Annotated in this window: 16 protein-coding genes and 1 tRNA gene; 14 read left to right on the top strand and 3 right to left on the bottom strand. The window is 53.8% G+C overall.

Features of this window, described 5'->3' with window-relative positions; translation table 11 throughout:
• Positions 1-13: 13 nt before the first annotated feature.
• Positions 14-95: transfer RNA gene (locus J7I43_RS09175), tRNA-Leu, on the bottom strand.
• A gap of 167 nt (positions 96-262) precedes the next feature.
• On the opposite strand from J7I43_RS09175, the gene J7I43_RS09170 reads away from it, so the two are divergent.
• The 4 genes from J7I43_RS09170 to J7I43_RS09155 all read left to right on the top strand — a co-directional run bounded on the left by J7I43_RS09170 (position 263) and on the right by J7I43_RS09155 (position 5,763).
• On the top strand, positions 263-2,497 hold the full coding sequence (locus J7I43_RS09170) for a RelA/SpoT family protein (RefSeq protein ID WP_209145372.1): 2,235 nt from the start codon (positions 263-265) through the stop codon (positions 2,495-2,497).
• Between the two features lie 71 nt (positions 2,498-2,568).
• On the top strand, positions 2,569-3,831 hold the full coding sequence (locus J7I43_RS09165; RefSeq protein ID WP_209145371.1) for an adenylosuccinate synthase: 1,263 nt from the start codon (positions 2,569-2,571) through the stop codon (positions 3,829-3,831).
• Between the two features lie 96 nt (positions 3,832-3,927).
• The gene (locus J7I43_RS09160) at positions 3,928-4,464 is read left to right on the top strand and encodes a hypothetical protein (protein ID WP_209145370.1); all 537 of its coding nucleotides are present in this window, start codon (positions 3,928-3,930) and stop codon (positions 4,462-4,464) included.
• A gap of 99 nt (positions 4,465-4,563) precedes the next feature.
• The gene (locus J7I43_RS09155; RefSeq protein WP_209145369.1) at positions 4,564-5,763 is read left to right on the top strand and encodes an anthranilate synthase component I family protein; all 1,200 of its coding nucleotides are present in this window, start codon (positions 4,564-4,566) and stop codon (positions 5,761-5,763) included.
• A gap of 10 nt (positions 5,764-5,773) precedes the next feature.
• On the opposite strand, the gene J7I43_RS09150 is transcribed toward J7I43_RS09155, so the two are convergent.
• The gene (locus tag J7I43_RS09150) at positions 5,774-6,694 is read right to left on the bottom strand and encodes a TIGR01777 family oxidoreductase (protein WP_209145368.1); all 921 of its coding nucleotides are present in this window, start codon (positions 6,692-6,694) and stop codon (positions 5,774-5,776) included.
• A gap of 157 nt (positions 6,695-6,851) precedes the next feature.
• Here J7I43_RS09150 and J7I43_RS09145 point away from each other — a divergent pair, with 157 nt between their 5' ends.
• The 5 genes from J7I43_RS09145 to J7I43_RS09125 all read left to right on the top strand — a co-directional run bounded on the left by J7I43_RS09145 (position 6,852) and on the right by J7I43_RS09125 (position 12,801).
• Entirely contained in the window at positions 6,852-8,366 is a 1,515-nt protein-coding gene (locus J7I43_RS09145; RefSeq protein ID WP_209145367.1) for a hypothetical protein, read from the top strand.
• Between the two features lie 15 nt (positions 8,367-8,381).
• Positions 8,382-9,362, top strand: a complete 981-nt coding sequence (locus J7I43_RS09140; protein WP_209145366.1) for a hypothetical protein — start codon at positions 8,382-8,384, stop codon at positions 9,360-9,362.
• A gap of 133 nt (positions 9,363-9,495) precedes the next feature.
• Positions 9,496-10,188: a phosphoribosylformylglycinamidine synthase subunit PurQ gene (purQ, locus tag J7I43_RS09135; RefSeq protein ID WP_209145365.1), complete on the top strand. Its 693-nt coding sequence runs from the start codon at positions 9,496-9,498 to the stop codon at positions 10,186-10,188.
• 55 nt (positions 10,189-10,243) lie between these two features.
• Positions 10,244-10,693, top strand: coding sequence for a protein-disulfide reductase DsbD domain-containing protein (locus J7I43_RS09130; RefSeq protein WP_209145364.1), 450 nt, complete (start codon positions 10,244-10,246; stop codon positions 10,691-10,693).
• Between the two features lie 101 nt (positions 10,694-10,794).
• Positions 10,795-12,801: a protein-disulfide reductase DsbD family protein gene (locus J7I43_RS09125; RefSeq protein ID WP_209145363.1), complete on the top strand. Its 2,007-nt coding sequence runs from the start codon at positions 10,795-10,797 to the stop codon at positions 12,799-12,801.
• A 94-nt stretch (positions 12,802-12,895) separates the two neighbouring features.
• On the opposite strand, the gene J7I43_RS09120 is transcribed toward J7I43_RS09125, so the two are convergent.
• Positions 12,896-13,810: a hypothetical protein gene (locus tag J7I43_RS09120; RefSeq protein ID WP_209145362.1), complete on the bottom strand. Its 915-nt coding sequence runs from the start codon at positions 13,808-13,810 to the stop codon at positions 12,896-12,898.
• 158 nt (positions 13,811-13,968) lie between these two features.
• Between J7I43_RS09120 and J7I43_RS09115 the strand changes: the two genes are divergently transcribed.
• The 5 genes from J7I43_RS09115 (at position 13,969) to J7I43_RS09095 (ending at position 21,836) form a co-directional block, all read left to right on the top strand.
• Positions 13,969-14,652 carry a response regulator transcription factor gene (locus J7I43_RS09115; RefSeq protein ID WP_209145361.1) on the top strand — a complete coding sequence of 228 codons (684 nt, stop codon included), beginning with the start codon at positions 13,969-13,971 and terminating at the stop codon, positions 14,650-14,652.
• 81 nt (positions 14,653-14,733) lie between these two features.
• Positions 14,734-16,059 carry a sensor histidine kinase gene (locus J7I43_RS09110; protein ID WP_209145360.1) on the top strand — a complete coding sequence of 442 codons (1,326 nt, stop codon included), beginning with the start codon at positions 14,734-14,736 and terminating at the stop codon, positions 16,057-16,059.
• 34 nt (positions 16,060-16,093) lie between these two features.
• Positions 16,094-17,491, top strand: a complete 1,398-nt coding sequence (locus J7I43_RS09105) for a TolC family protein (protein WP_209145359.1) — start codon at positions 16,094-16,096, stop codon at positions 17,489-17,491.
• A gap of 12 nt (positions 17,492-17,503) precedes the next feature.
• Complete coding sequence (locus J7I43_RS09100) at positions 17,504-20,746, top strand: efflux RND transporter permease subunit (RefSeq protein ID WP_209145358.1); 3,243 nt, start codon at positions 17,504-17,506, stop codon at positions 20,744-20,746.
• Positions 20,727-21,836, top strand: coding sequence for an efflux RND transporter periplasmic adaptor subunit (locus J7I43_RS09095; protein WP_209145357.1), 1,110 nt, complete (start codon positions 20,727-20,729; stop codon positions 21,834-21,836). The genes J7I43_RS09100 and J7I43_RS09095 overlap by 20 nt, the downstream gene beginning before the upstream one ends.
• Positions 21,837-22,035: the final 199 nt, after the last annotated feature.

Here is a 22,035-nt window from a genome sequence, read left to right as displayed (position 1 = left end):
CCCCGTTATTTCGTGCGGATGAAGGGACTCGAACCCCCATGCCTCGCGGCACCAGATCCTAAGTCTGGCGTGTCTACCAATTTCACCACATCCGCGTTTTTAAGGTCTGCAAAGGTATCGTTTTTTCATAATTATAAAAATCGGCCTTCTTATCTGCCGCTAAACCACCCCCAAACCGCCATTTTAGCCCTCCGGATCGCCGAAAACCGCCACAACGGCAGTATTCCATTTACTGGTGCTCTTTTTGTATTTTTGATATTGCATGGAAACAGTGACCGTTCAAAAATATAACCTCGACGAAGAGCAAGAGAAAAAAGAGATCGTACGGCATTACCGCGCCCTCTTACGCGCCCTCAAGCCCCGCCTCAAAAAAGGCGACAGGGAACTCGTGCGTACCGCTTTCGAAATGGCCGCTGAAGCCCACCGCGATATGCGCCGCAAATCGGGCGAGCCCTATATTCTGCACCCCCTGGCGGTAGCCCAGATCACCGTGGAAGAAATAGGCCTCGGCGTACGTTCCGCCATCTGCGCCCTGCTACACGATACCGTGGAAGATACCGAAGTGACCCTCGAAGACGTGGAACGCGAATTTGGCTCCGAAATAGCCCATATTGTGGACGGCCTCACCAAGATCTCTACCGTGATCGATTCCAATACCAGCACCATGCAGGCGGAGAATTTCAAGAAAATCCTCCTCACCCTGGCGGACGATCCCCGCGTGATCCTCATCAAACTGGCGGACAGGCTGCATAATATGCGCACGCTGGACAGCATGAGACGTGAAAGCCAGCTCAAAATATCCTCCGAAACCGTGTTCATCTACGCGCCGCTGGCCCACCGCCTCGGCCTGTATACCATCAAAAGCGAGCTGGAAGACCTCGCCATGAAATACACGGAACAGGACAAATACCGCGAAATAGCCCGCCGCCTGAAAGAAACCAAACGCGAGCGAACCCGCTATATCAACGAATTTATCAAGCCTATCAAGGAAGTGCTGCAGGAAGAAGGCCTCACCTTCGAGATCTTCGGCCGGCCCAAATCCATCCATTCCATCTGGAACAAGATCAAGACCAAAGGCGTGCAGTTCGAGGAAGTGTACGACCTCTTCGCCATCCGCATCATCCTCGATTCGGCGGCAGACAAGGAAAAGGCGGACTGCTGGAAGGTATACTCCATCATCACGGACTTTTACCACCCCAGCCCCGAGCGCACGCGCGACTGGCTGAGCAACCCGAAAAGCAACGGTTATGAGGCCCTGCACGTGACCGTGATGGGCCCGAACGGGAAATGGGTGGAAGTGCAGATCCGCTCCAAACGCATGAACGACTATGCCGAAAAAGGCGTGGCCGCCCACTGGCGCTACAAAGAAGGGAATTCCACCGTGCAGGAATCCAAGTTCGAGCAGTGGTTCAGCCAGATCAGGGAGATACTGAACAGCCCGGATTCCAATACCCTGGACTTCCTGGCCGATTTCAAGAGCAACCTTTTCACCGAAGAGATCTACGTATACACACCCAAAGGCGACCTTAAAATACTGCCGGTAGGCTCCACCGCGCTGGATTTCGCCTATTCCATCCACAGCGCCGTAGGCAACAAATGCATCGGCGCGAAGGTGAACTACAAGCTGGTGCCCCTCAGCCACAAGCTGCGCAGTGGCGACCAGGTGGAGATCATCACCTCCAACAAACAAAAACCCTCCGAAGACTGGCTGAACATCGTGCTCACGGCCAAAGCCAAAAGCAAGATCAAAGACGCGCTGAAGGAAGAAAAGCGCAAAGTGGCCATGGACGGGAAAGAAATACTGGAACGCAAGCTGGAGCACATCAAAGCCTCTCCCAGTCAGCATAACATCAACGAACTGGTGCAGTTCTACAAACAGCCCAGCCCGCTGGACCTTTATTACCAGATCGCCGTCAAAAATATCGACCTGAAGGAACTGAAATCGTTCCACGTGCTGGGCGACAAACTGGAGCCGCCCAAGCCGGTGAAGGCGCCGGAGCCCGCGGTGGAAGAAGCCCTGCACAAACAGCCGTCGAAAAAGGACGCGGAGCTGATCATTTTCGGGGAAAGCTCCGACAAGATCGCTTACAAGCTCGCCAACTGCTGCCGCCCCATCCCGGGCGACGACGTGTTCGGCTTCATTACCGCCAGCGAAGGGCTCAAGATCCACCGCACGAACTGCCCCAACGCCGCGCAGCTGCTGGCCCACTATGGCCACCGCGTGGTGAAGACCAAATGGGTGAAAAACCGGGAAATATCCTTCCTTACCGGCCTCCGGATCGTGGGGCTAGACGATGTGGGCGTGATCCACAAGATCACCAATATCATATCCGGCGAGCTGCGGATCAACATCGCCGGGCTTACCATCGAATCGAAGGAAGGGCTGTTCGAAGGGCTCATCAAGGTATTCGTGCACGATAAAGACGAACTGGAGGAACTGGTGGACCGCCTGAAGGGGCTGGACGGCATCCAGAGCATCAGCAGGCTGGAAGATTAAATATTCTCCAACTTTTCATTCAATCGCCTTATTTTTGCCACTTCTTTAAACATAAAAATCACATATCAACAATGGTAGATGTTCTGCTGGGGCTGCAATGGGGCGATGAAGGGAAAGGCAAGATAGTAGATTATTTTGCGGGTAAATACGACATAATCGCCCGTTTCCAGGGAGGCCCCAACGCCGGGCACACCTTGTACGTCAATGGCCAGAAAGTGGTGTTGCACACGATCCCCTCCGGTGTTTTCCACACCAATACACTGAACCTCATCGGCAACGGCGTGGTGCTGGACCCCGTGACCTTCAAAAAAGAATGCGAAAAAGTGACCGCCCTGGGCATCGACCTCGGCAAAAACCTTTTTATCGCTGAAAAAACGCATATCATCGTGCCTACCCACCGCGCGCTGGACAAAGCCTCAGAACTGTCCAAAGGACAGGAAAAGATCGGCTCCACGCTCAAAGGGATCGGCCCCGCATACATGGACAAGACCGGCCGCAACGGCCTGCGCATAGGAGATGTGCTGAGCGCAGACTTTAAAAACTCTTACGAAAAACTCAAAGCCAAGCACCTGCAACTGCTGGCCAATTATAATTTCAGCGAAGACATCGCCGAATGGGAAGCCGAGTTCTGGGACGCCGTTGAGTTCCTGCGCGGCATGAACATCGTGCGCGGCGAATACTGGCTGGACCAGTATCTCAAAGCCGGCAAAAAAGTACTGGCGGAAGGCGCGCAGGGCAGCATGCTCGACGTAGACTTCGGCACTTACCCCTTCGTGACCTCTTCCAACACCATTTCGGCGGGCGTTTGCACCGGCCTGGGCCTTGCGCCCAAATGGATCCGCGAAGTGATCGGCGTAACCAAAGCATACTGCACACGCGTAGGCGGCGGGCCGTTCCCCACGGAACTGGATGATGAGACCGGCGAAAAACTGCGCCAGGCAGGCCACGAATTTGGCGCCACCACCGGCCGCCCCCGCCGCTGTGGCTGGATAGACCTCGTGGCACTGGATTACACCTGCATGCTCAGCGGCGTTACCCAACTGGTAATGACGAAAAGCGACGTGCTGGACGAATTTTCAACCGTACAGGCCTGCACCGCATACGAGATTGACGGACAACAAACTAAGGAGATGCCGTTCAACATCTGCAGCGTACCTATCAAACCGATACTCGAAAGCTTCCCCGGATGGTCTGAACCGACTGCAAAAAGTAACAGCTACGGAACATTACCAAAGGAAATGAAAAATTTCTTATCTTTTGTGGAAAGCTATCTCGGCGTGCCTGTACAGTACGTGTCCAACGGCCCCGGCAGGGATCAGATACTCGAAAAGTAAAGTCAAAAAAATACAAAAAAAACAGTCAAAAAAAAATTTGGCGAATCAAAAAAACTGTTAAAACTTTACCTTAGAATCTAATAGTAACGTACCATTATGAAATCAAAATCTGATAAAGAAAAAGAGACTAAAAAGACTACTTCGCCTAAGACTGACAAAGCTTCTGAAAAGAAAACCAGCGCCAAGCCTAAGAAAGAAGTAGACGAAGATGAGGATGAGGACGAGGAGGAATCTCCCCGTAAGTCTGCTGCTTCTAAAAAATCAGATAAGCTGGCGGCAAAATCCAAAAACAAAGACGAAGAGGATGATGACGATGATGAGGACGACGACGACGATGCCCCGAAAAGAGGCCGTCCCGCCAAAGCCGGCGCCAAAAAGAAAAAGGACGACGACGATGACGATGATATAGATGACGATGATGAGGAGGATGATGACGATGCCTGGGAAAAAGGGGAAGACGAAGATTACGATCCTGATTTCGAGGAATTTGACATGCCGAAGCCCAAAAACAAACGCGGCCGCCCCAGCACCAAAAAGAACCCGGACGACGACGACGATCTCGGCTTCGACGACGACTTTAAGGACATGGGCATGTTCAACGACCGCTTTGACGACGATGATGATGATTTCTAATCCATAAACGTGCTATCATACAGTTTTCCTGTTGAAAATATAAGCGCATTTAAACTGCAAATGTTGAGCTGGGGTAACCGGTTCAACATTTGTTGTTTTTTGGACAATAACGACTACCGGCTCGCCGGGTCCGGCGCTGAAGCAATGCTCGCCGCGGATGCCGTGGAACTGCTGCAATGCAGCGCCGGCAACGCTTTCAGCCAGCTGAAGGATTTTCATTCCGCCAATCCCGGCTGGCTTTTCGGCCATTTCGCCTACGATCTCAAAAACGAAACGGAAAAACTCAGCTCCGCCCATCCCGATGGAGTGGGCTTTGCCGACATGGCCTTTTTCCGCCCGCGGTACCTGCTCATCCTCCGGCAAAACGAGCTTCGGATCAGCGGACCCTCGCTTACCGAAAACGAAGCGAGCGCCATTCACCGTGAATGCCTCGCACAATCCATCCCGTCCGTCGTCAACACCACTCCCGTTTTCGTACTTGACGCGCATCTCGACCGCAATGGCTATCTCGCCGCGGTGAACGCCCTCCGGGAACATATCCGGAAAGGTGATTGTTACGAAGTGAACTTCTGCCGCGAACAGTTCGCGCACGCGCGCATCGGCGACCCACTGGCGCTGTTCCTCCGTCTCAACGCTCTTTCCCCTTCGCCCTTCGCCGCTTATTACCGGCAGGGCGCGCGTTACCTGGCCTGTTCCAGCCCGGAGCGTTTTCTCCGGAAAAAAGGCGATACCATCATCAGCCAGCCCATCAAAGGCACCGCCCGCCGCGCCGAAGACGCGAAGGCAGACGCGGCCCTGCAGCAGTCGCTCCGCGACAGCGCCAAAGAACGCTCCGAAAACGTGATGATCGTAGATCTCGTGCGCAACGACCTTTCGAAAACCGCCGTGCAGGGCTCCGTGAAAGTGGAAGAGCTTTTCGGCATCTACACCTTCCCGCAGGTGCACCATATGATCTCCACGGTATCGGCTACACTCAGTCCCGATTATCATTTCACCGACGCCATCAGGCACGCTTTTCCCATGGGCTCCATGACCGGCGCGCCCAAACTGCGCGTGATGGAGCTGATCGAACAATACGAAAAAAGCAGGAGGGGACTGTTTTCCGGCGCGGTAGGCTACATTACGCCGGAAGGGGATTTCGATTTTAACGTGGTGATTCGCAGCATTCTTTATAATGCGGAAGACCCCTACGTTTCTTTCCAGACGGGCTCCGCCATCACGTTCTACTGCGACCCGGAAAAAGAATGGGAAGAATGCCTGCTGAAGGCGAAAGCCCTGCAGGCCGCCCTGGGAGCGTAATGCGCAGGTTTCAGGGATGCGTGACGAGCTGCTCCACGGCGCTGTCTACATCAGGATAAGAGAACACAAAACCCGTCTGCTGTATTTTTTCGGAAGAGACTTTCACGCTTTTTAGCACCTCCGTACTCATTTCGCCCAGCGCGAGCTTCAGCGCGAAAGCGGGCACATGCACGGTGATAAAACTGTTGCCTTTCATGGCGCGGGCCAGCGACTGCACCAGCTGCAGGTTGGTCACGGGCCGGGGCGCCACCGCGTTGTAAACGCCGTGCAGCTGGTCGTTGAGCAGGGCGTTGTGATACAGGCGCACAAGGTCCTGCAGGTGTATCCAGCTCACGAACTGCTCGCCGTTGCCCATAACGGTAGCGAAGCCGAACCGTGCCGGTTTGCGGAACTCCCTGATGGCGCCGCCATTCAGGCTCAGCACGATGCCCGTGCGGAGAATGATGACCGTTTTGCCGAGGCTTTCCATTTGGCGAACGCTGTTTTCCCAGGCTTTGCAGGTGATGCCGAGGAAATCGTCCGCCGCGGGATCGTTCTCCGTGAATATTTTGCCGGTGTATTCGCCGTACCAGCCAGTGGCGGAGGCGCTGATCACTTTTTTGACCTTGTTGGGATGCTGGCGGAGCTGGTCGAACAGCAGGTTGGCGCTTTCCACCCGGCTGTCGACGATCTCTTGTTTGCGTTTGGCCGTCCAGCGGCTGTCGGCCACGTTGGCGCCCGCGAGGTGGATGATGTAATCTGCCGCCTGCAGCGCGGTGATATCCAGTGTTTTGCGGGCGGGGTCCCACTGGGCGTAAGTTAATCCGCGCTGATCGGAACGTTTTTTGCCGCGGGTGAAGATGGTGACCTGGTACCCGCGCTCGAGCAACAGGGAAGTTAAAGCCTGTCCTACAAGCCCGGTGCCGCCCGTAATTAATACCGTTTCCTTCATGATAACGCCAACGTTTTGCCTGTAAAATTACGCAATAAATCGCGCCGCTTTCTTAGCGCTTTGCAATAACGTATTTTTCGTGTAGGTTTGAAAGCAGAACATGCATAAAACTGGTACATTCAACGTTTATCCTGTATCTAACCTTAAATAATTGTCCATGCGCATTCGTCATATCGTGCAAATTAGTGTGCTGTTGCTGTGCAGTGCGGTAGCCAACGCCCAGAAAATTACCTATTCGGAGCCCGAAAGGGACGACTACAAAACCACCGAGTTCGAGATCATCGGCAGGATGGGTGGTAACATACTGGTTTACAAGGCAGATCGTGGAGAATACCATATTTCCATTTACGACAACGCCATGCAGCTGAAAGACCGCGTGAAGCTGGAATTTCTTCCGAAAAAGCTCATCAGCGTCGATTTCGTGGCTTATCCCGACAGGGCTTTTATGATCTACCAGTTCCAGCGGAAAGACGCCGTGTACAGCTTCGCCGCGCAGGTAAACCCGGACGGTTCTTTCACCAACGCCCCGGTGATGGTGGATTCCACCCGCATCGGCAATTTTACCCGCGAAAACAAGATCTATTCCGTTGAAGTGTCCGAAGACAAAAACCGCATACTCGTTTATAAGATCAACCAGGACAAGGAGAACGACAATGTGTTCTATACTTTCCTGTACGACAGCGCCTTCAACCTGGTGAACAACAGCCGCGTGTCGCTGCCGATGGAAGGCAAACGCCAGTTCCTGAGCAACTTTACGCTTAACAACGAAGGCGACCTGTTTTTCACGAAGCTCGACCGCACGTCTAACCGCGATTACATCGTAACCGGCGAAGTGGTGATCAAAAGAGCGGTGGTGGATTCTTTCGAGACGGCCGTTTTCGAGACCAAGAACCTGCTGCTCGACGAGGTGAAAATAAAGCTGGACAACCAGGACAAACAGGCCCTGGTCACCGCGTTTTTTTACAAACAGAAACGCGGCAACGTGGAAGGCCTGTACCTGCTGCGCTTAGACTACGACAAACGGGAACGTATATTCGAAAAAATGGTGCCGTTCAGTCCCGAGCTGAAACAGAGCGCCCGCGGCGACGCATCTACCGCGGCGGCTTTCAACGATTATTTCATCCGCAAGATCGTGAACACGGCCAACGGCGGCTTTCTGCTGACCGCGGAATCGTATTACACCACTTCGCGCAGCCAGCCCTGGAACCGTTGGAACTACATGTATGGCGGCTTCGGCGGGTATAATCCGTATTATTATTCTCCTTATTCCCCTTATTATTACAATCCTTACGGCTGGAACGACGGCCAGGGCACGCGTTACCATTACGACAACGTGGCGCTGCTGGCTTACGACGAAAACGGGGACCTGCAATACAGCAACTTCGTGCACAAAAGCCAGTTCGACGACGGGGCGGACCTCTACCTGAGCTACATGCTGGTTAATGTGGGCAGCGAGCTGCGTTTCCTGTTCAATACGCTCGACCGCCGGCAATACGTGCTCACCGAAAACACGATCGGGCCGGACGGAAAAGTGGACCGCAGCCCCACGCTCCGCAACCTGGACAAAGGATTTACCTGGATGCCCCGCTACGGCAAGCAGATCAGCGCCCGCAGCGTGCTGATACCGTGTATTTACCGGAATTATATCTGCTTTGCTAAAATTGACTTTTAATCACATCTTTGCATCGTGATAAAATTTTTCAGATCCGGCAATCCGCTGACGGTATTGTTGCTTTTTATATACCTGCTGTTTGTCAAATTTTACTATCTGATCCACCCGTCCGTTTACCAGGCAGACGGTTCCGAGGGCCTGCTCTATACTGAGATCACCGGCTGGCTGGAAGGCATTGCGGGCAAAAGCGCGCTGTTTTTCACCGCCCTGGCGCTGCTGCTGCAATTCCTGCAGGCACTGTTGTTCACCCGCATCATCAACAACCACCGGCTGTTCTCGAAAGATAGTTACCTGCCGGCCATGAGCTTCCTGCTGTTCACCTCGCTGCTGGAAGGCTGGAACGTGTTTTCGCCCGCTTTGCTCGTGAATACCGTGATGTTATGGATATTTTCCAGCATTTCGGACCTGTACATGCGCACTTCGGCCCGCGACGTGGCTTTTAACATGGGTTTCGCGCTGGGGCTTTGCGGATTGATGTATTTCCCGTCCGTGATTTTCCTGGCACTGCTGCTGCTGAGCCTGCTCATCATGCGCGCCTTCAGGCTGGCGGAATGGATCATCGGGCTGTTGGGCATCCTTTGCCCGTTTTACCTGCTCGGTACCTACCTGTTCCTCACCAACCGCACTGAACTGATCCTGGACATGCCGCGGATCGGGTTTCACCTGCCGATGATCACCGATTACAAGGTATGGGGCGCCCTGATCGCCAGCGTGCTGTTTTTTGTGACCGGATGGCTGATGTTGCAGCGCACTTTCAAGAAAATGCTGATCCAGGGCAGGAAAATATGGGCGACCGCCGTGATCTACGTGCTGGTAGCCATGCTGGTGCCGCTGTTCAGCGATCATTTCAGCCCCAACTACTGGGTGCTGGCGGTGCTGCCGATCTCGCTTTTTGCGGGAAATGTGTTCTGGACTGTGACTAACAATACGATAGCGAACGTAATACATGTGATCGTTTTGGCGTATGTGATCGTCATGCAGTACTTTTCCCACTAGGCCTATGGTGTTAGCGGAATCATAAATCTATGAGCGGTTATTGTATTTTGGCCAATGCGCAGTAATTTTGTTCTTTTCCAGATAAATTAACGGAGGTTTTAATATAAGATCCCTCCAAAAACCACTACTACAAATGAAATTCGGAGTTGTTACTTTTCCCGGTTCTAACTGTGACCAAGACATGATCGACGCGCTGCGTAATGACCTGAACCAGGATGTGATCGACCTTTGGCACAAGGATAAGGATTTGAGCATGTTTTCCACCGAAGACTGCATTTTGCTGCCCGGCGGCTTTTCTTACGGCGATTACCTGCGTTGCGGCGCGATCGCCAAGTTCAGCCCCATGATGCAGAGCGTGGTGGAGTTCGCCAATAAAGGCGGCCGCGTGATCGGTGTTTGCAACGGTTTCCAGATACTTTGCGAAGCCGGCCTGCTGCCCGGCGCGCTGCTGAAAAACCAGAACCAGCAGTTCGTTTGCAAGAATATTTTCATGAAAAGCGAAAACACGCATACTTCCATCACCAAAGAAGTGACCGGCCGCCCGCTGATGATCCCCGTGGCGCATGGCGAAGGCAGGTATTACGCAGACGACGCTACGCTGGACCAGCTTTTTGCAAATAACCAGGTACTTTTCCGTTATTGCGACGAGTTTGGCAATATTGTTGATTCTGCTAACCCGAACGGCGCGATCAGGAACATCGCCGGCATCTGCAACCAGGGAAGGAACGTGTTCGGAATGATGCCGCACCCGGAAAGAGCTACCAGCGACGTGCTCGGTAACCGCGACGGGCAGCTGATCTTCCAGAGCCTGATCAACAACAACTAAACATCACACATACTACCAACAAATACATACCAACCAACCAGCAAAAAAAGAAGCTATGAAAAAATTACTTGTTGCTTTATGCCTCTTCGCTCTGCCCATGCTGGCAGGCGCGCAGGACTTAGATCCGGTAAAATGGAACTTTTCCACTAAAAAAGTAAACGCCACCACTTATGAACTGGTAGCCACCGCTACGATCGAAAAAGGATGGCACCTGTACGCGCAGGACGCAGGCGAAGGCCCGATCCCCACGTCTTTCAAATTCGCCAAAAACCCGCTGGTAGCCACACAGGGCAAAGTGCAGGAAAATGGCAAAATGAAAAAGGCGTTCGACAAAAACTTCGATTCAGAACTGAAATATTACGAAAACTCTGTGTCTTTCGTGCAAAAGGTAACCGTAAAAGGCAAAGCCGCCACAAAAGTGAAAGGCTCCGTGGAATTCATGGTGTGCGACGATCACCAGTGCCTGCCGCCAACGGAAGTAAACTTCGCCTTCGACCTGAAATAAGTACCGAATTTTTTTCAGCATAACAGGAACGAGTTCTTTCGCCCGAAAGAACTCGTTTTTTGCTTTTGTCTTTAACTCAATCTGTTAAGTCTATCATACATATGAAGAATGTTTTAACGTTGATGGCCGCGCTTTTCCTGCTGGCCCGCCCCATGGCGCAGGCGCAGGACGCGGATTCGATCCCTAAGCACCTGAACTGGGAATTCAAAGCGGAGAAGAAGGGGGAGAAAGAATATACTTTGCATTTTACCGGGAAGATCGACGCAGGCTGGAAGATCTTGTCTGTCGCCATGGGCGACGATGAACTGAACACGCGCATTGTGTTCGACAGTCTTGCCAATACCCGCGCAAAGATCGTGACGCTGACCGAAAACCCCGCGCCGCAGGAAGGTTACGATTCGCTGCTGGAATCCAGCGTGAAATATCATCAGAACGACGTGGAAATACTGGCCACCATCCGTTTCAACGATTCCGTGAAGGACCTCCGCGGAACGGTGAGCGCCTGGATCGCCGATAACGCCGAAGTGTTCCAGGAAGACGCGCAGTTCACTTTTTCCGCCGATGCTTCCGGCAATCTTACCGGCGAACAGGGCTGGTTTAAAACCAATACCGCCGCGGCGAACGAGCTGAAGCGCCCCGCCATTGACATGCAGAACCCGGTCGTGAAGGCCGGCGGCATCCTGGGAGACGGCAATGCCTGGCTGATGTTCGTATTCGGCCTGATAGGCGGACTGGTGGCGCTGTTCACGCCCTGTGTGTTCCCAATGATCCCGCTTACGGTGTCTTTCTTCACCAAATCCGCGCAGGACAAGAAAAAAGGCGTGTTTAACGCCAGCATGTACGGCTTTTTTATTTTCCTGATATACGTGTTGTTCAGCCTGCCTTTCCACGCCGTGGGACTGGTGGATTCCGCGATCTTCAACAACATTTCCACCAACGTGTGGATGAATTTGATCTTCTTCACCATTTTCGTGGTGTTTGCACTGAGCTTCTTCGGCTTGTTTGAGATCACTCTGCCCAGCAGTTTCGCAAGCAAGGCGGATTCCAAAGCCAACAGGGGCAACCTGATCGGCATCTTTTTCATGGCGCTTACGCTCGTGATCGTGTCGTTTTCCTGCACGGGCCCGCTGTTGGGCTCGCTGCTGTCCGGCGCTTCCGTTAGCGGGGATGGCCAGGCGCCGATCCTGCTTACCGCGGGCATGGCGGGCTTTGGCGTATCGCTCGGCCTTCCTTTTGCGTTGTTCGCCATGTTCCCGGGCTGGCTCAGTTCCCTGCCGAAATCCGGCGGCTGGCTGGGCTCCGTGAAAGTAGTGCTAGGCTTCGTAGAGCTGGCGCTGGCCATAAAATTCCTGTCCAATGCAGATCTCGTAACGCACTGGGGGATATTGCACAGGGAAACTTTCTTCCTGATCTGGATCATCATTGGCATCCTCACTACGCTGTACATCTTTGGCGTTTACCGCTTTCCGCACGATAGCCCGGTGAAAAAACTCACCCCGGTAAGGATTGTGTTCGGCCTGCTTTTCGGCCTGTTCACCCTGTATCTCATTCCCGGTCTTACCAATACCAAGTACTCACGTCTCAAACTGATGAGCGGTATTGCGCCCCCGCTGAGTTACAGCTGGTACGGAAAAGACGCCGCCAATAAAGGCGCCGTGGAACCAGACGTGATCAACGATTACGAAAAAGCGCTGGCGCTGGCCAAAGAGCAGAACAAACCGATCCTGATCGACTTCACCGGCTGGGCCTGCGTGAACTGCCGTAACATGGAAGAGAACGTATGGACGGACCCGGAAGTGCATGCATTGATCAAGGATAATTACATCCTCGTTTCGCTTTATACGGACGACCGTAAAAAACTGCCCGAAGACCAACAGTTCAAATATGTAGGCCCTAATGGCAAATCGAAGGATATCGTGACCATCGGCGACAAATACGCCACGATGCAGACGGTGAACTTCTCCAACCAAAGCCAGCCGCTTTATGCGCTTATTACCTACGACGAGCAGCTGCTGACGCTGCCGGTGGGATATACGCCTTCCATCGTCGAATATGCAAATTGGCTGAAAGCCGGCATTGAAGGATGGAACAAAGTGAAAAAGCAGTAATTACATAACTTTCAATATGAAAGGCCACCATCGCGGTGGCCTTTCTTTTTCCAGGGAGTGTATTCAGGAACGGTGGTTTCCGTTTGTAATCCGTTTAAAACAACGACTGGCCGCAGCCGCGGAGCGTTTTGCCGTCCAGCTTCAGCGTTACCGTGCTCGGGCTTTTTTTGCCCGCATCGTCTGTACATACCTTATTTTCAAAAGTGATCTCCAGCTTATGCCCGTCCGCGGAAGCGGTGCTGAACAGCGTGGCCTCGTTGTCGCCTTTTTCGGCCTGCGCGGGCGGAAATTCTATTTTCTGCTCGCCGTAATTGCCGGTATACAATATCTTTTTAAAAGGAATAATAGCCAGCGACCAGCCGGGCTCGTTGCCGGTGGCCCAATGCGAGGCGCCCTGCTTGCGGGCTTCGTTGGCGCCGGGGCTAAGGTCGCGGCGCGAAATGGTGAGCGCCACAGACGCACGTTGCGCGAGGTCGTTCACTTCCTGAGCGCTGAACCGGAAATCTTCACGGCCGAAAGGCGATTCGTAAGGCACGATCTCCGCACTGTCCAGCGACGCAAGATCGCCCGCCTTGCGGGTTTCGGCCTGCAGCAGCGTATCCCCGTCGAAATAAAAGCTGTTTTCGGTAACGCCTGAAGGAGAAGTAATGATCTCGCGCATCAGTTGCACGGCTACGGTAACGGTATCGAGGTAAAACCAGGTTTCGGTGGAAGTATCGGGTTGCGGGCCTTCGGGATAGATATACAGGCGGATGGGCGTATTTTTGTCTGAGAACACGCCGATCACCCCCGAAGTAACATCGCCGCTGTTAAAGTTGTGCGAGGCCATCGTTTTATTGCCGCTGGAAGCCTTCACGTCGATGCTGGTAGCGTAATTGCTGATGGTGCTCACGGCGGCGGACAGTTCATCGGTGGTTTCGCCGTCTTCCGCCTTCTTCTCGGAAGAAGGGCCGGCACAAGCGGCGAAAAGCACCAGGGAAAAGAGGATTGCAACAGAATATGGTTTCATATTTATAGGTTTACGGCCGTTACCATGCAAATCACCTGCCAGAATCTGTAACGACTGTAACTCAATCAGTTAATTTGTTTTTCTATAACGCCGAAAATGGCAAAAGGGTTCAGTCGCTTCAAGATTGCTTCAGATTTCTGCGTAATTTGCATCGTGATATGAAAGTGTTGCTGATAGAAGACAACGTGGAGCTCGCCAGCAGTATCTCCGAATTCCTGGCGAGAGAAGGCTACATCTGCGAGGTGAGCTACAACATCCGCGATGCGCAGGACCGGCTGGTTTCTTTCCAGTACGACTGTGTGCTGCTGGACATTATGCTGCCGGACGGCAATGGGCTGGACATCCTTTCGTTCATGCGCATGGAGCGCATCCAGAGCAGCACCCTTATTCTTTCCGCCAAAAACTCCCTGGACGACAAGGTGATAGGGCTGGAAGAAGGGGCAGACGACTATCTTACCAAACCCTTCCACCTGCCCGAGCTGCACGCGCGGCTTCGGGCCATTTACCGCCGCAAAAAGCTCAACGGCAGCAACATCATCGCATTCAACGAGATCAGCCTCGATATAGATACCCTCGAAGCCCGGGTGAACGGCATTTTGCTGGACATGACCCGCAAGGAGTTCGATCTGCTCCTTTATTTCATCGTGAACAAAAACAGGGTGCTGTCCCGCCAGAGTATTGCGGCGCACCTTTGGGGGGATTATACCGATAATCTCGCTAATTTTGACTTCGTATACCAGCATGTCAAAAACATCAGGAAGAAAATAAGCGCGGCGAACGGAACGGATTACATCGGAACGGTCTACGGACTGGGTTACAAATTCAATACCTCTAAACAATAACCGGAAACCGCCGGCCGGTTAGTTATTATTATCGGATGAAATGCAATTCCATCCGGCCTCTGAATAAATCATTATTATCGGATGAAACTTGTAGACAGATTCACTTTGTGGTTCCTGGGGGTTACGCTCCTGATCATCCCCATCAACAGCTTTATCACGTACATGAGCATCAAAAGCGAGATCGATAAGGCTGCGGTGGAAAGGCTCAAACACGTGAACCAGCGCGTGGCGCAGGTGCTGAACAAAGGGGAGGAGCCGGGTGAATACACACAGGGCTGCCGCATCAAAGTAGTGCCCGTAACGGAAACAAAGCCGGCCGATTATTACGAGATCACCGACCGCGACGTTACGCACGACCCCGATCTGAAAGACAACGACCGCAAGATCACCGTTACCAGCTGGCATACCATCCATCAACAACACTACAAGATCACCTCCGGCGATTATGTGACGCGTTCGGAGCAGATACTCGCGGGCCTGCGCATCAGCATCGTGTCCAAACTCATCATCCTGATCGCGCTGGTGGTGCTTACCGCGCGCCTGGCCTCCCGCATCGTGCTGGCGCCGTTTTACAGCACCCTCAAAAAACTCCAGCATTTTAACCTGAAAGCCAAAAAAAGGCTGACGCTCCGCGCTACCAAAACAAAAGAGTTCAGCGAACTGAACACTTACGTGTCAAAAATGACGGACAAAGCGGTGGACGATTATATTTCCCTGAAAGAATTCGCAGAAAATGCCAGTCATGAACTGCAAACGCCGCTGGCCATCATCCGCAGCAAACTCGAGCTGCTTTCCGAATCAGACATCCGGGGCGAACAGGCCGTGCTGATCTCCGACATGCAGAATTCGGTGGACAAACTCACGCACATCAACCGTTCGCTGGTGCTGCTTTCGCGCCTGGAGAACAACGAGTACGAAGCCCTGGAAGAAGTATCCCTCAGCAAATACACGAAAGACGCGATGGGCAGCTTCGCTGATCTCATCACGCTCAAAGGCCTTCACCTGGAATACAAGATCGCCGGCGATGTGGATGTAAAGCTGCATTCCGCGCTGGTGGACATTTTGCTGAATAACCTCATCAGCAACGCCATCCGTCACAATATTCCCAATGGCCGCATCGAAGTAACGCTGGACAGGGATTGCCTGCGTATTACCAACACCGGCCTGCCGCCAACCGGCAACCCCGAAGAAATGTTCCAGCGTTTCAAAAAAGGCACGCAATGCAACCACTCGGCCGGCATCGGTTTGTCGATCGTCAAACAGATCTGCGACGCCAATTCCTTCAAGATCCGCTACCAGTTTGCTTCCGGCCTACACATGGTGACCATCGCATTTACCGCTGGTCACAACTCTTCAAAATTGCTTCAAAATGATGAGCGCTCTTTGCATGAGAAAATTCAGCTTTAAAGCTGCCCATGCTTAAATCGCTCATTTAGAAAAGATGACACAACGCTCTGCTGTTCGTCTGCTATTGTCTGTTATCCTTCTGAGCACTACCTGGAGCGTAAAGGCGCAGGTGCTGACCATGAAAGATGCGGTGCAAACGGCGTTGAACAATTATGGTACCATTCGGGCCAAAGCTAACTATGTGAATGCCTCCAAGGCGACCGTTCAACAAGTAAAAAGGGATTATCTGCCCAATCTGAATATCTCGGCCCAGCAGGACTATGGTACAGTGAACGGGCAGAACGGCCCCTTGTATGGATTCGGCGGTCTTGGCGTGGCCTCCTCTGGTCTTCCTTTGCCCGAACAGAACTGGAACGCCGCATTCGGCGCGCTTTATCTCGCAAACATCAACTGGGAATTTTTTGCCTTCGGCAGAATGAAGGAACGCGTGAAAACGGCCGAGAGCGCCGCCCGCCGCGACGAATCGGACTGGGAGCAGGAGCAGTTCCGGCATGAAGTGAAAGTGGCGGCCGCCTATCTCAACCTGCTGGCCGCGCAGCGCCTTACCCAAAGCTGGCAGCGGAACCTCGAAAGGGCGGACACCTTCCGTTCCGTAGTGACCCGCCGCGCCGCCAACGGCCTTATTGCCGGGGTGGATTCTTCACTGGCCAACGCCGAAGTATCCAACGCCCGCATCGCGCTCACCCGCGCCATGGACCTGGAACAGGAACAAAGCAACCAGCTGGCGCAACTGATGGCGGTAACCCCGCAGGACTTCACGCTGGACAGTCTTTTCCTCACCCGCCTGCCCGCCGTAGTGACAGACACGCTCAGCTTTCGCGGCGAAACACATCCCCTGCTGCAATTTTACCAGCACCGCATCGCGCTTAGCAAAGAGCAGGAGAAATATATCAAAACGCTCAATTACCCGGCCTTCAGTCTGTTCAGCGTGATGCAAACGAGAGGCTCCGGCTTCAGTTCGGCCTACGCGCAGGACCAGACGGCTTACACCCACGATTACTGGGAAGGCATCAAGCCCAGCCGCAGCAACTACCTGCTCGGCGTGGGCGTAACCTGGAACCTGACCAGCCCGCTGCGGGTAAAACAGCAGCATACCGCGCAGAACTTCATTTCCAAAGCCCTGCAGGATGAAATGAGCGTGGTGGACCAGCAGCTGAAAGCGCAGATGGTGCTGGCGGACGTGAAAATGAAAAACGCGCTGGACAATTACCGGGAAGCCGGCATACAGATCAGCAGCGCATCGCAGGCCTACCTGCAGAAAACCGTGATGTACCGCAATGGCCTCAGCACGCTGGTAGACGTTACACAGGCGCTCTATACCCTCAACCGCGCGGAAACCGACCGCGAGGTGGCGTATAGCAACGTATGGCAGGCGCTGCTGCTGAAAGCCGCGGCAGTAGGGAATTTCGGGTTATTTATCAATGAATTTTAATCTGACAAGATAATGGGACTTATCAAAAGCGCACTGGAAAAACCGATCACCATACTCGTACTGGTGGCAGGGCTGTTTTTCTTCGGCATCAAGGCAGTGCGGGAGGTGAAAGTAGACATCTTCCCCAAACTGGAATTGCCGGTGCTGTACATTGCGCACCCTTTCGGCGGTTATACGCCTAACCAGATGGAAGCGTTTTTTGCGAAGAACTATGTGAACATCCTGTTGTTCGTAAACGGTTTGAAGGCCATCGAAACCAAAAATGTACAGGGGCTGATGCTCATGAAACTGAGCTTTTACCCCGGCACCAACATGAGCCAGGCCGCCGCGGAAGTGTCCGCCTTTTCCAACCGCGCGCAGGCGATCTTTCCGCCGGGCTCGCAGCCCCCGTTCATCGTTCGTTTCGACGTATCCACGCTGCCGGTAGGCGAGCTGGTACTGAGCAGTGAAAAACGCACGAACAACGAACTGATGGACCTCGCGAACGTTTACGTGCGCGCGTCTTTCACATCCATCCCCGGCCTGGTGGCGCCGCCTCCCTTCGGCGGCAACATCCGCACCGTGGTGATCAAAGCCGATCCCGAACAGCTGCGCGCGCACCAGCTTACGCCCGACCAGCTGGTGGAAGCCCTGCGCCTGAACAACCAGGTAGCGCCTTCCGGCAACGTGCGCATCGGCGATAAAAACTATATCAACACTACGAATACGCTCATCCGCAATATCAAGGATTTTGAGAATATCCCGCTTTTCAAAGGCGGCGTGCAAAACCTCTATCTGCGTGATGTAGCCACCGTTGAGGACGGCGCGGATATCGCGGCCGGATATGCCCTGGTGAACGGTAAACGTTCCGTATACCTCAACGTGGCTAAATCCGCGGACGCTTCCACCTGGGAAGTGGTGCAGAACCTTAAAAAATCCATCCCGCGGCTGCAGGCGCAGCTGCCGGAAGACGTCACGCTCAGCTACGAGTTCGACCAGAGCACTTACGTGATGAACTCCGTGAAAAGCCTCGTGAGCGAAGGCATCATCGGCGCCGTGCTTACCGGCCTCATGGTGGTGCTGTTCCTCGGCGACCTTCGCGGCGCGTTGATCGTGATCATGACCATCCCGATCTCCATCATTTCCGGCGTACTGTTCCTCAGCCTGTTCGGCCAAACCATCAATATCATGACGCTGAGCGGCCTCGCCCTCGCCATCGGTATTCTGGTGGACGAGAGCACGGTGACAATAGAAAACATTCACCAGCACCTGGACATGGGCAAACCCAAAGCTCTCGCCATCTGGGATGCGTGTAAGGAGATCGCTTTTCCGAAGCTGCTGATCCTTTTCTGTATCCTCGCGGTGTTTGCGCCGGCGTTCACCATGACGGGCATTCCCGGCTCGCTGTTCCTGCCGCTGGCATTGGCGATCGGTTTTTCCATGATCACGTCTTATTTCCTGTCGCAGACCTTTGTGCCGGTGATGGCGAACTGGATCATGAAAAGCCATAAAAAAGGCCATGTGCCCCCGGCCGTTTCGGAAGACGATACCTGGGACCAGAAAAAGATGCTGGTGGAACGGGCAGACAGCAATGCGGACGGCAAAGTGTCCCGCTTCGAAAAATTCCGCGCACGTTTCATGCGGTTCATTGAAAGGATCATGCCTTTCCGCGTGCCCATCGTGATCGCGTACCTCGTGATCATCAGCGGCCTGGCCGTATGGTTGCTTTCCAGCATCGGGCGCGACGTATTGCCGCGCACCAACGGCGGCCAGTTCCAGATCAGGATGAAAGCGGATGAAGGCACGCGCATGGAGCGCACCGAAGCCAAAACGCTCACGGCGCTGCAGGTGATCGAAGAAGTGGTGGGGAAAGAAAACATCGCGATCACTTCCGCATACGTAGGCCAGCACCCCGCGCTGTTTTCCGTAAGCCCGATATACCTGTTCATGGCGGGCCCGCACGAAGCAGTATTGCAGGTGAGCCTGAACAAGGAAAAACATTTTGAGCTGGACGAACTGAAAGACAAGATCCGCGAGCGGATGAAAGAACGCGCGCCAGACATCAAACTGTCTTTCGAACCGATCGAACTGACGGACAAGATCCTGGCCCAGGGCTCGCCCACGCCGGTAGAGGTGCGCATTTCCGGCAGGAATAAAAAAATGAACGAAGAATATGCGAACAAGGTGATAGAGAAACTGCGGCAGATCTCCTACATGCGCGACGTGCAGCTGATGCAAAGCACGAAATATCCCTCCATCAACGTGGAGGTAGACCGCGCAAGGCTGGCGCAGCTGAACATAGACATGACGGACGTGACCCGTTCGCTCATCGCCTCCACATCCTCTTCGCGCCTTACGGAAAAAAACGTGTGGGTAGATGAAAAGGCCGGCCTGATGTACAGCGTACAGGTACAGGTGCCGGAGAATAAAATGAACAGTATCGACGAACTGGCGGAAGTGCCGCTCATGAAAAACTCCGCCAGGCCCGTGCTCGGCGATGTTGCGACCATCAAACAGGAAACTACTTACGGCGAAAACGACAACCTCGGCGCAATGCCCACCCTGTCTGTAACCGCCAACCTCAGCGATAAAGACCTTGGCGCCGCGGCGGAAGACGTAAAAGCGGCCATCGCATCGCTGGGAGAGCTGCCGCGTGGTCTTACCGTAGAGCCCGTGGGCATGACCAATACCCTTACCGAAACGCTGGACAATCTCCAGAACGGCCTGCTGGTAGCGGTGGTGGTGATATTCCTGATGCTGGCGGCCAACTTCCAGTCTTTCAGCGTATCGTTCGTAGTGCTTACCACGGTGCCGGCGGTGATACTCGGTTCGCTGCTGCTGCTGACCGTTACGGGCAGCACGCTCAACCTGCAGTCGTACATGGGCATCATCATGTCTGTGGGCGTATCGATCTCCAACGCGGTGCTGCTGATCACGAACGCGGAACATCTGCGGAGGCACAACGGGGATTCTGTGGCCAGCGCGAAAGAAGCTGCCGCGCTGCGGCTCAGGCCGATCCTGATGACGAGCCTCGCCATGGTGGTGGGCATGATACCCATGGCGATCGGCCACGGCGAAGGCGGCGACCAGGTGTCTCCCCTCGGCCGCGCGGTGATCGGCGGGCTGGCGGCTTCCACGGTGGCGGCGCTCATTATTCTGCCGCTGGTGTTTGCCATGGTGCAGAAAAAAGCGTCCATCGCTTCCGTTTCCCTCAATCCTGAAAACAAAGACAGTAAACATTATATACCCTCCCTGTATGATCACAATCATCAATAGAACGCCCGTGCGCGTACTGGTGGCGGCAGTGATGCTGGCCGGATGCGGCGTTTCGCAAAGCAAACCGGACAATAAAAAAACGGAAGAATCATTGCCCGTGGCAGTGAGCGTTTTTCCGCTGGAAAAACAGATATTCTCTGCTTCCCTCAAAATGCCCGGCGAGCTGGTGGCCTTTCAGCAGGTAGACCTGTATGCCAAGGTGAACAGTTTTGTTAAAAAACTCAATGTAGACGTAGGTTCTAACGTGAGCACGGGCCAGGTGCTGGCAACGCTCGAAGCGCCCGAGCTGGGCAGCCAGCTGGCCGGTGCGGAATCGCGCCTGCGCAGCCAGGAAGCCGTGTACCTCGCCAGCAAGGCCAATTACGACCGCCTGTATCAAACCAGTCTTACCCCCGGCACCGTGTCGCAAAACGACCTGGACCTGGCGCTGGCCAAACAGAAATCCGATTTCGCGCAGCAGGAAGCCGCCCGCGCGGCCTACCGCGAAATTGCCGATAACCGCGGCTATCTCGAGATCCGCGCGCCCTTCGCCGGGGTGATCAGCAGCCGCAACGTGAGCGCCGGCGCCTATGTAGGCCCTTCCGGCAAAGGCTCCGAAATGCCGATGTTCACTTTACAGGAACAGAAAAAACTGCGGCTGGTGCTGGCCATTCCCGAAGCGTACACCGCGTACCTGGATAGCCGAAACGAAGTGACCTTTACCGTGAAATCCTTCGTGGGACAGGATTTTAAAGCAAAGATCAACCGGCAGTCCGGCACGCTGGACAGCCGCCTGCGCAGCCAGCGGATCGAAATGGACGTGATCAACAACGATAAAAAGCTCCTTCCCGGCATGGTTGCCGAGGTAAGCATACCGCTCAACCGGGCAGACAGTGTATTTGTAGTACCCACCACCGCCGTAGCCAACGGCACCGAAAAGATCTTCGTGATACGCGTCACGAACGGGAAAGCGGAATGGGTAGACGTACGGAAAGGACGCGAAGCGAATGGAAAAACGGAAATATTCGGGCCGTTACAACCCGGAGATATGCTTATGGAAAAGGCCAATGATGAAGTCAGGAACGGATCTGCGGTGATGCCGAAGAAGTAACGAATCAAAGACCGGATATGTGAAAAGGGGAACAGCGCGGTGATAAGCGTTGTTCCCCTTGTGTTTTTACGCGTCCATAAACTGTGCCATGGTGAAACCCTTTCCCCCGGCCGGTTTGACGGCAAAAAATGTGTGGAGATAAATCTACAGTGCGAACGATTGAAAAATAGATAATTTACCGTCTGTTTTTATGTTATGA

It is taken from the genome of Chitinophaga chungangae, assembly GCF_017742215.1.
GTDB lineage: Bacteria > Bacteroidota > Bacteroidia > Chitinophagales > Chitinophagaceae > Chitinophaga > Chitinophaga chungangae.
Note: the sequence above shows the minus strand (reverse complement) of the source record. Positions and strands in the feature narration are given on the sequence as shown.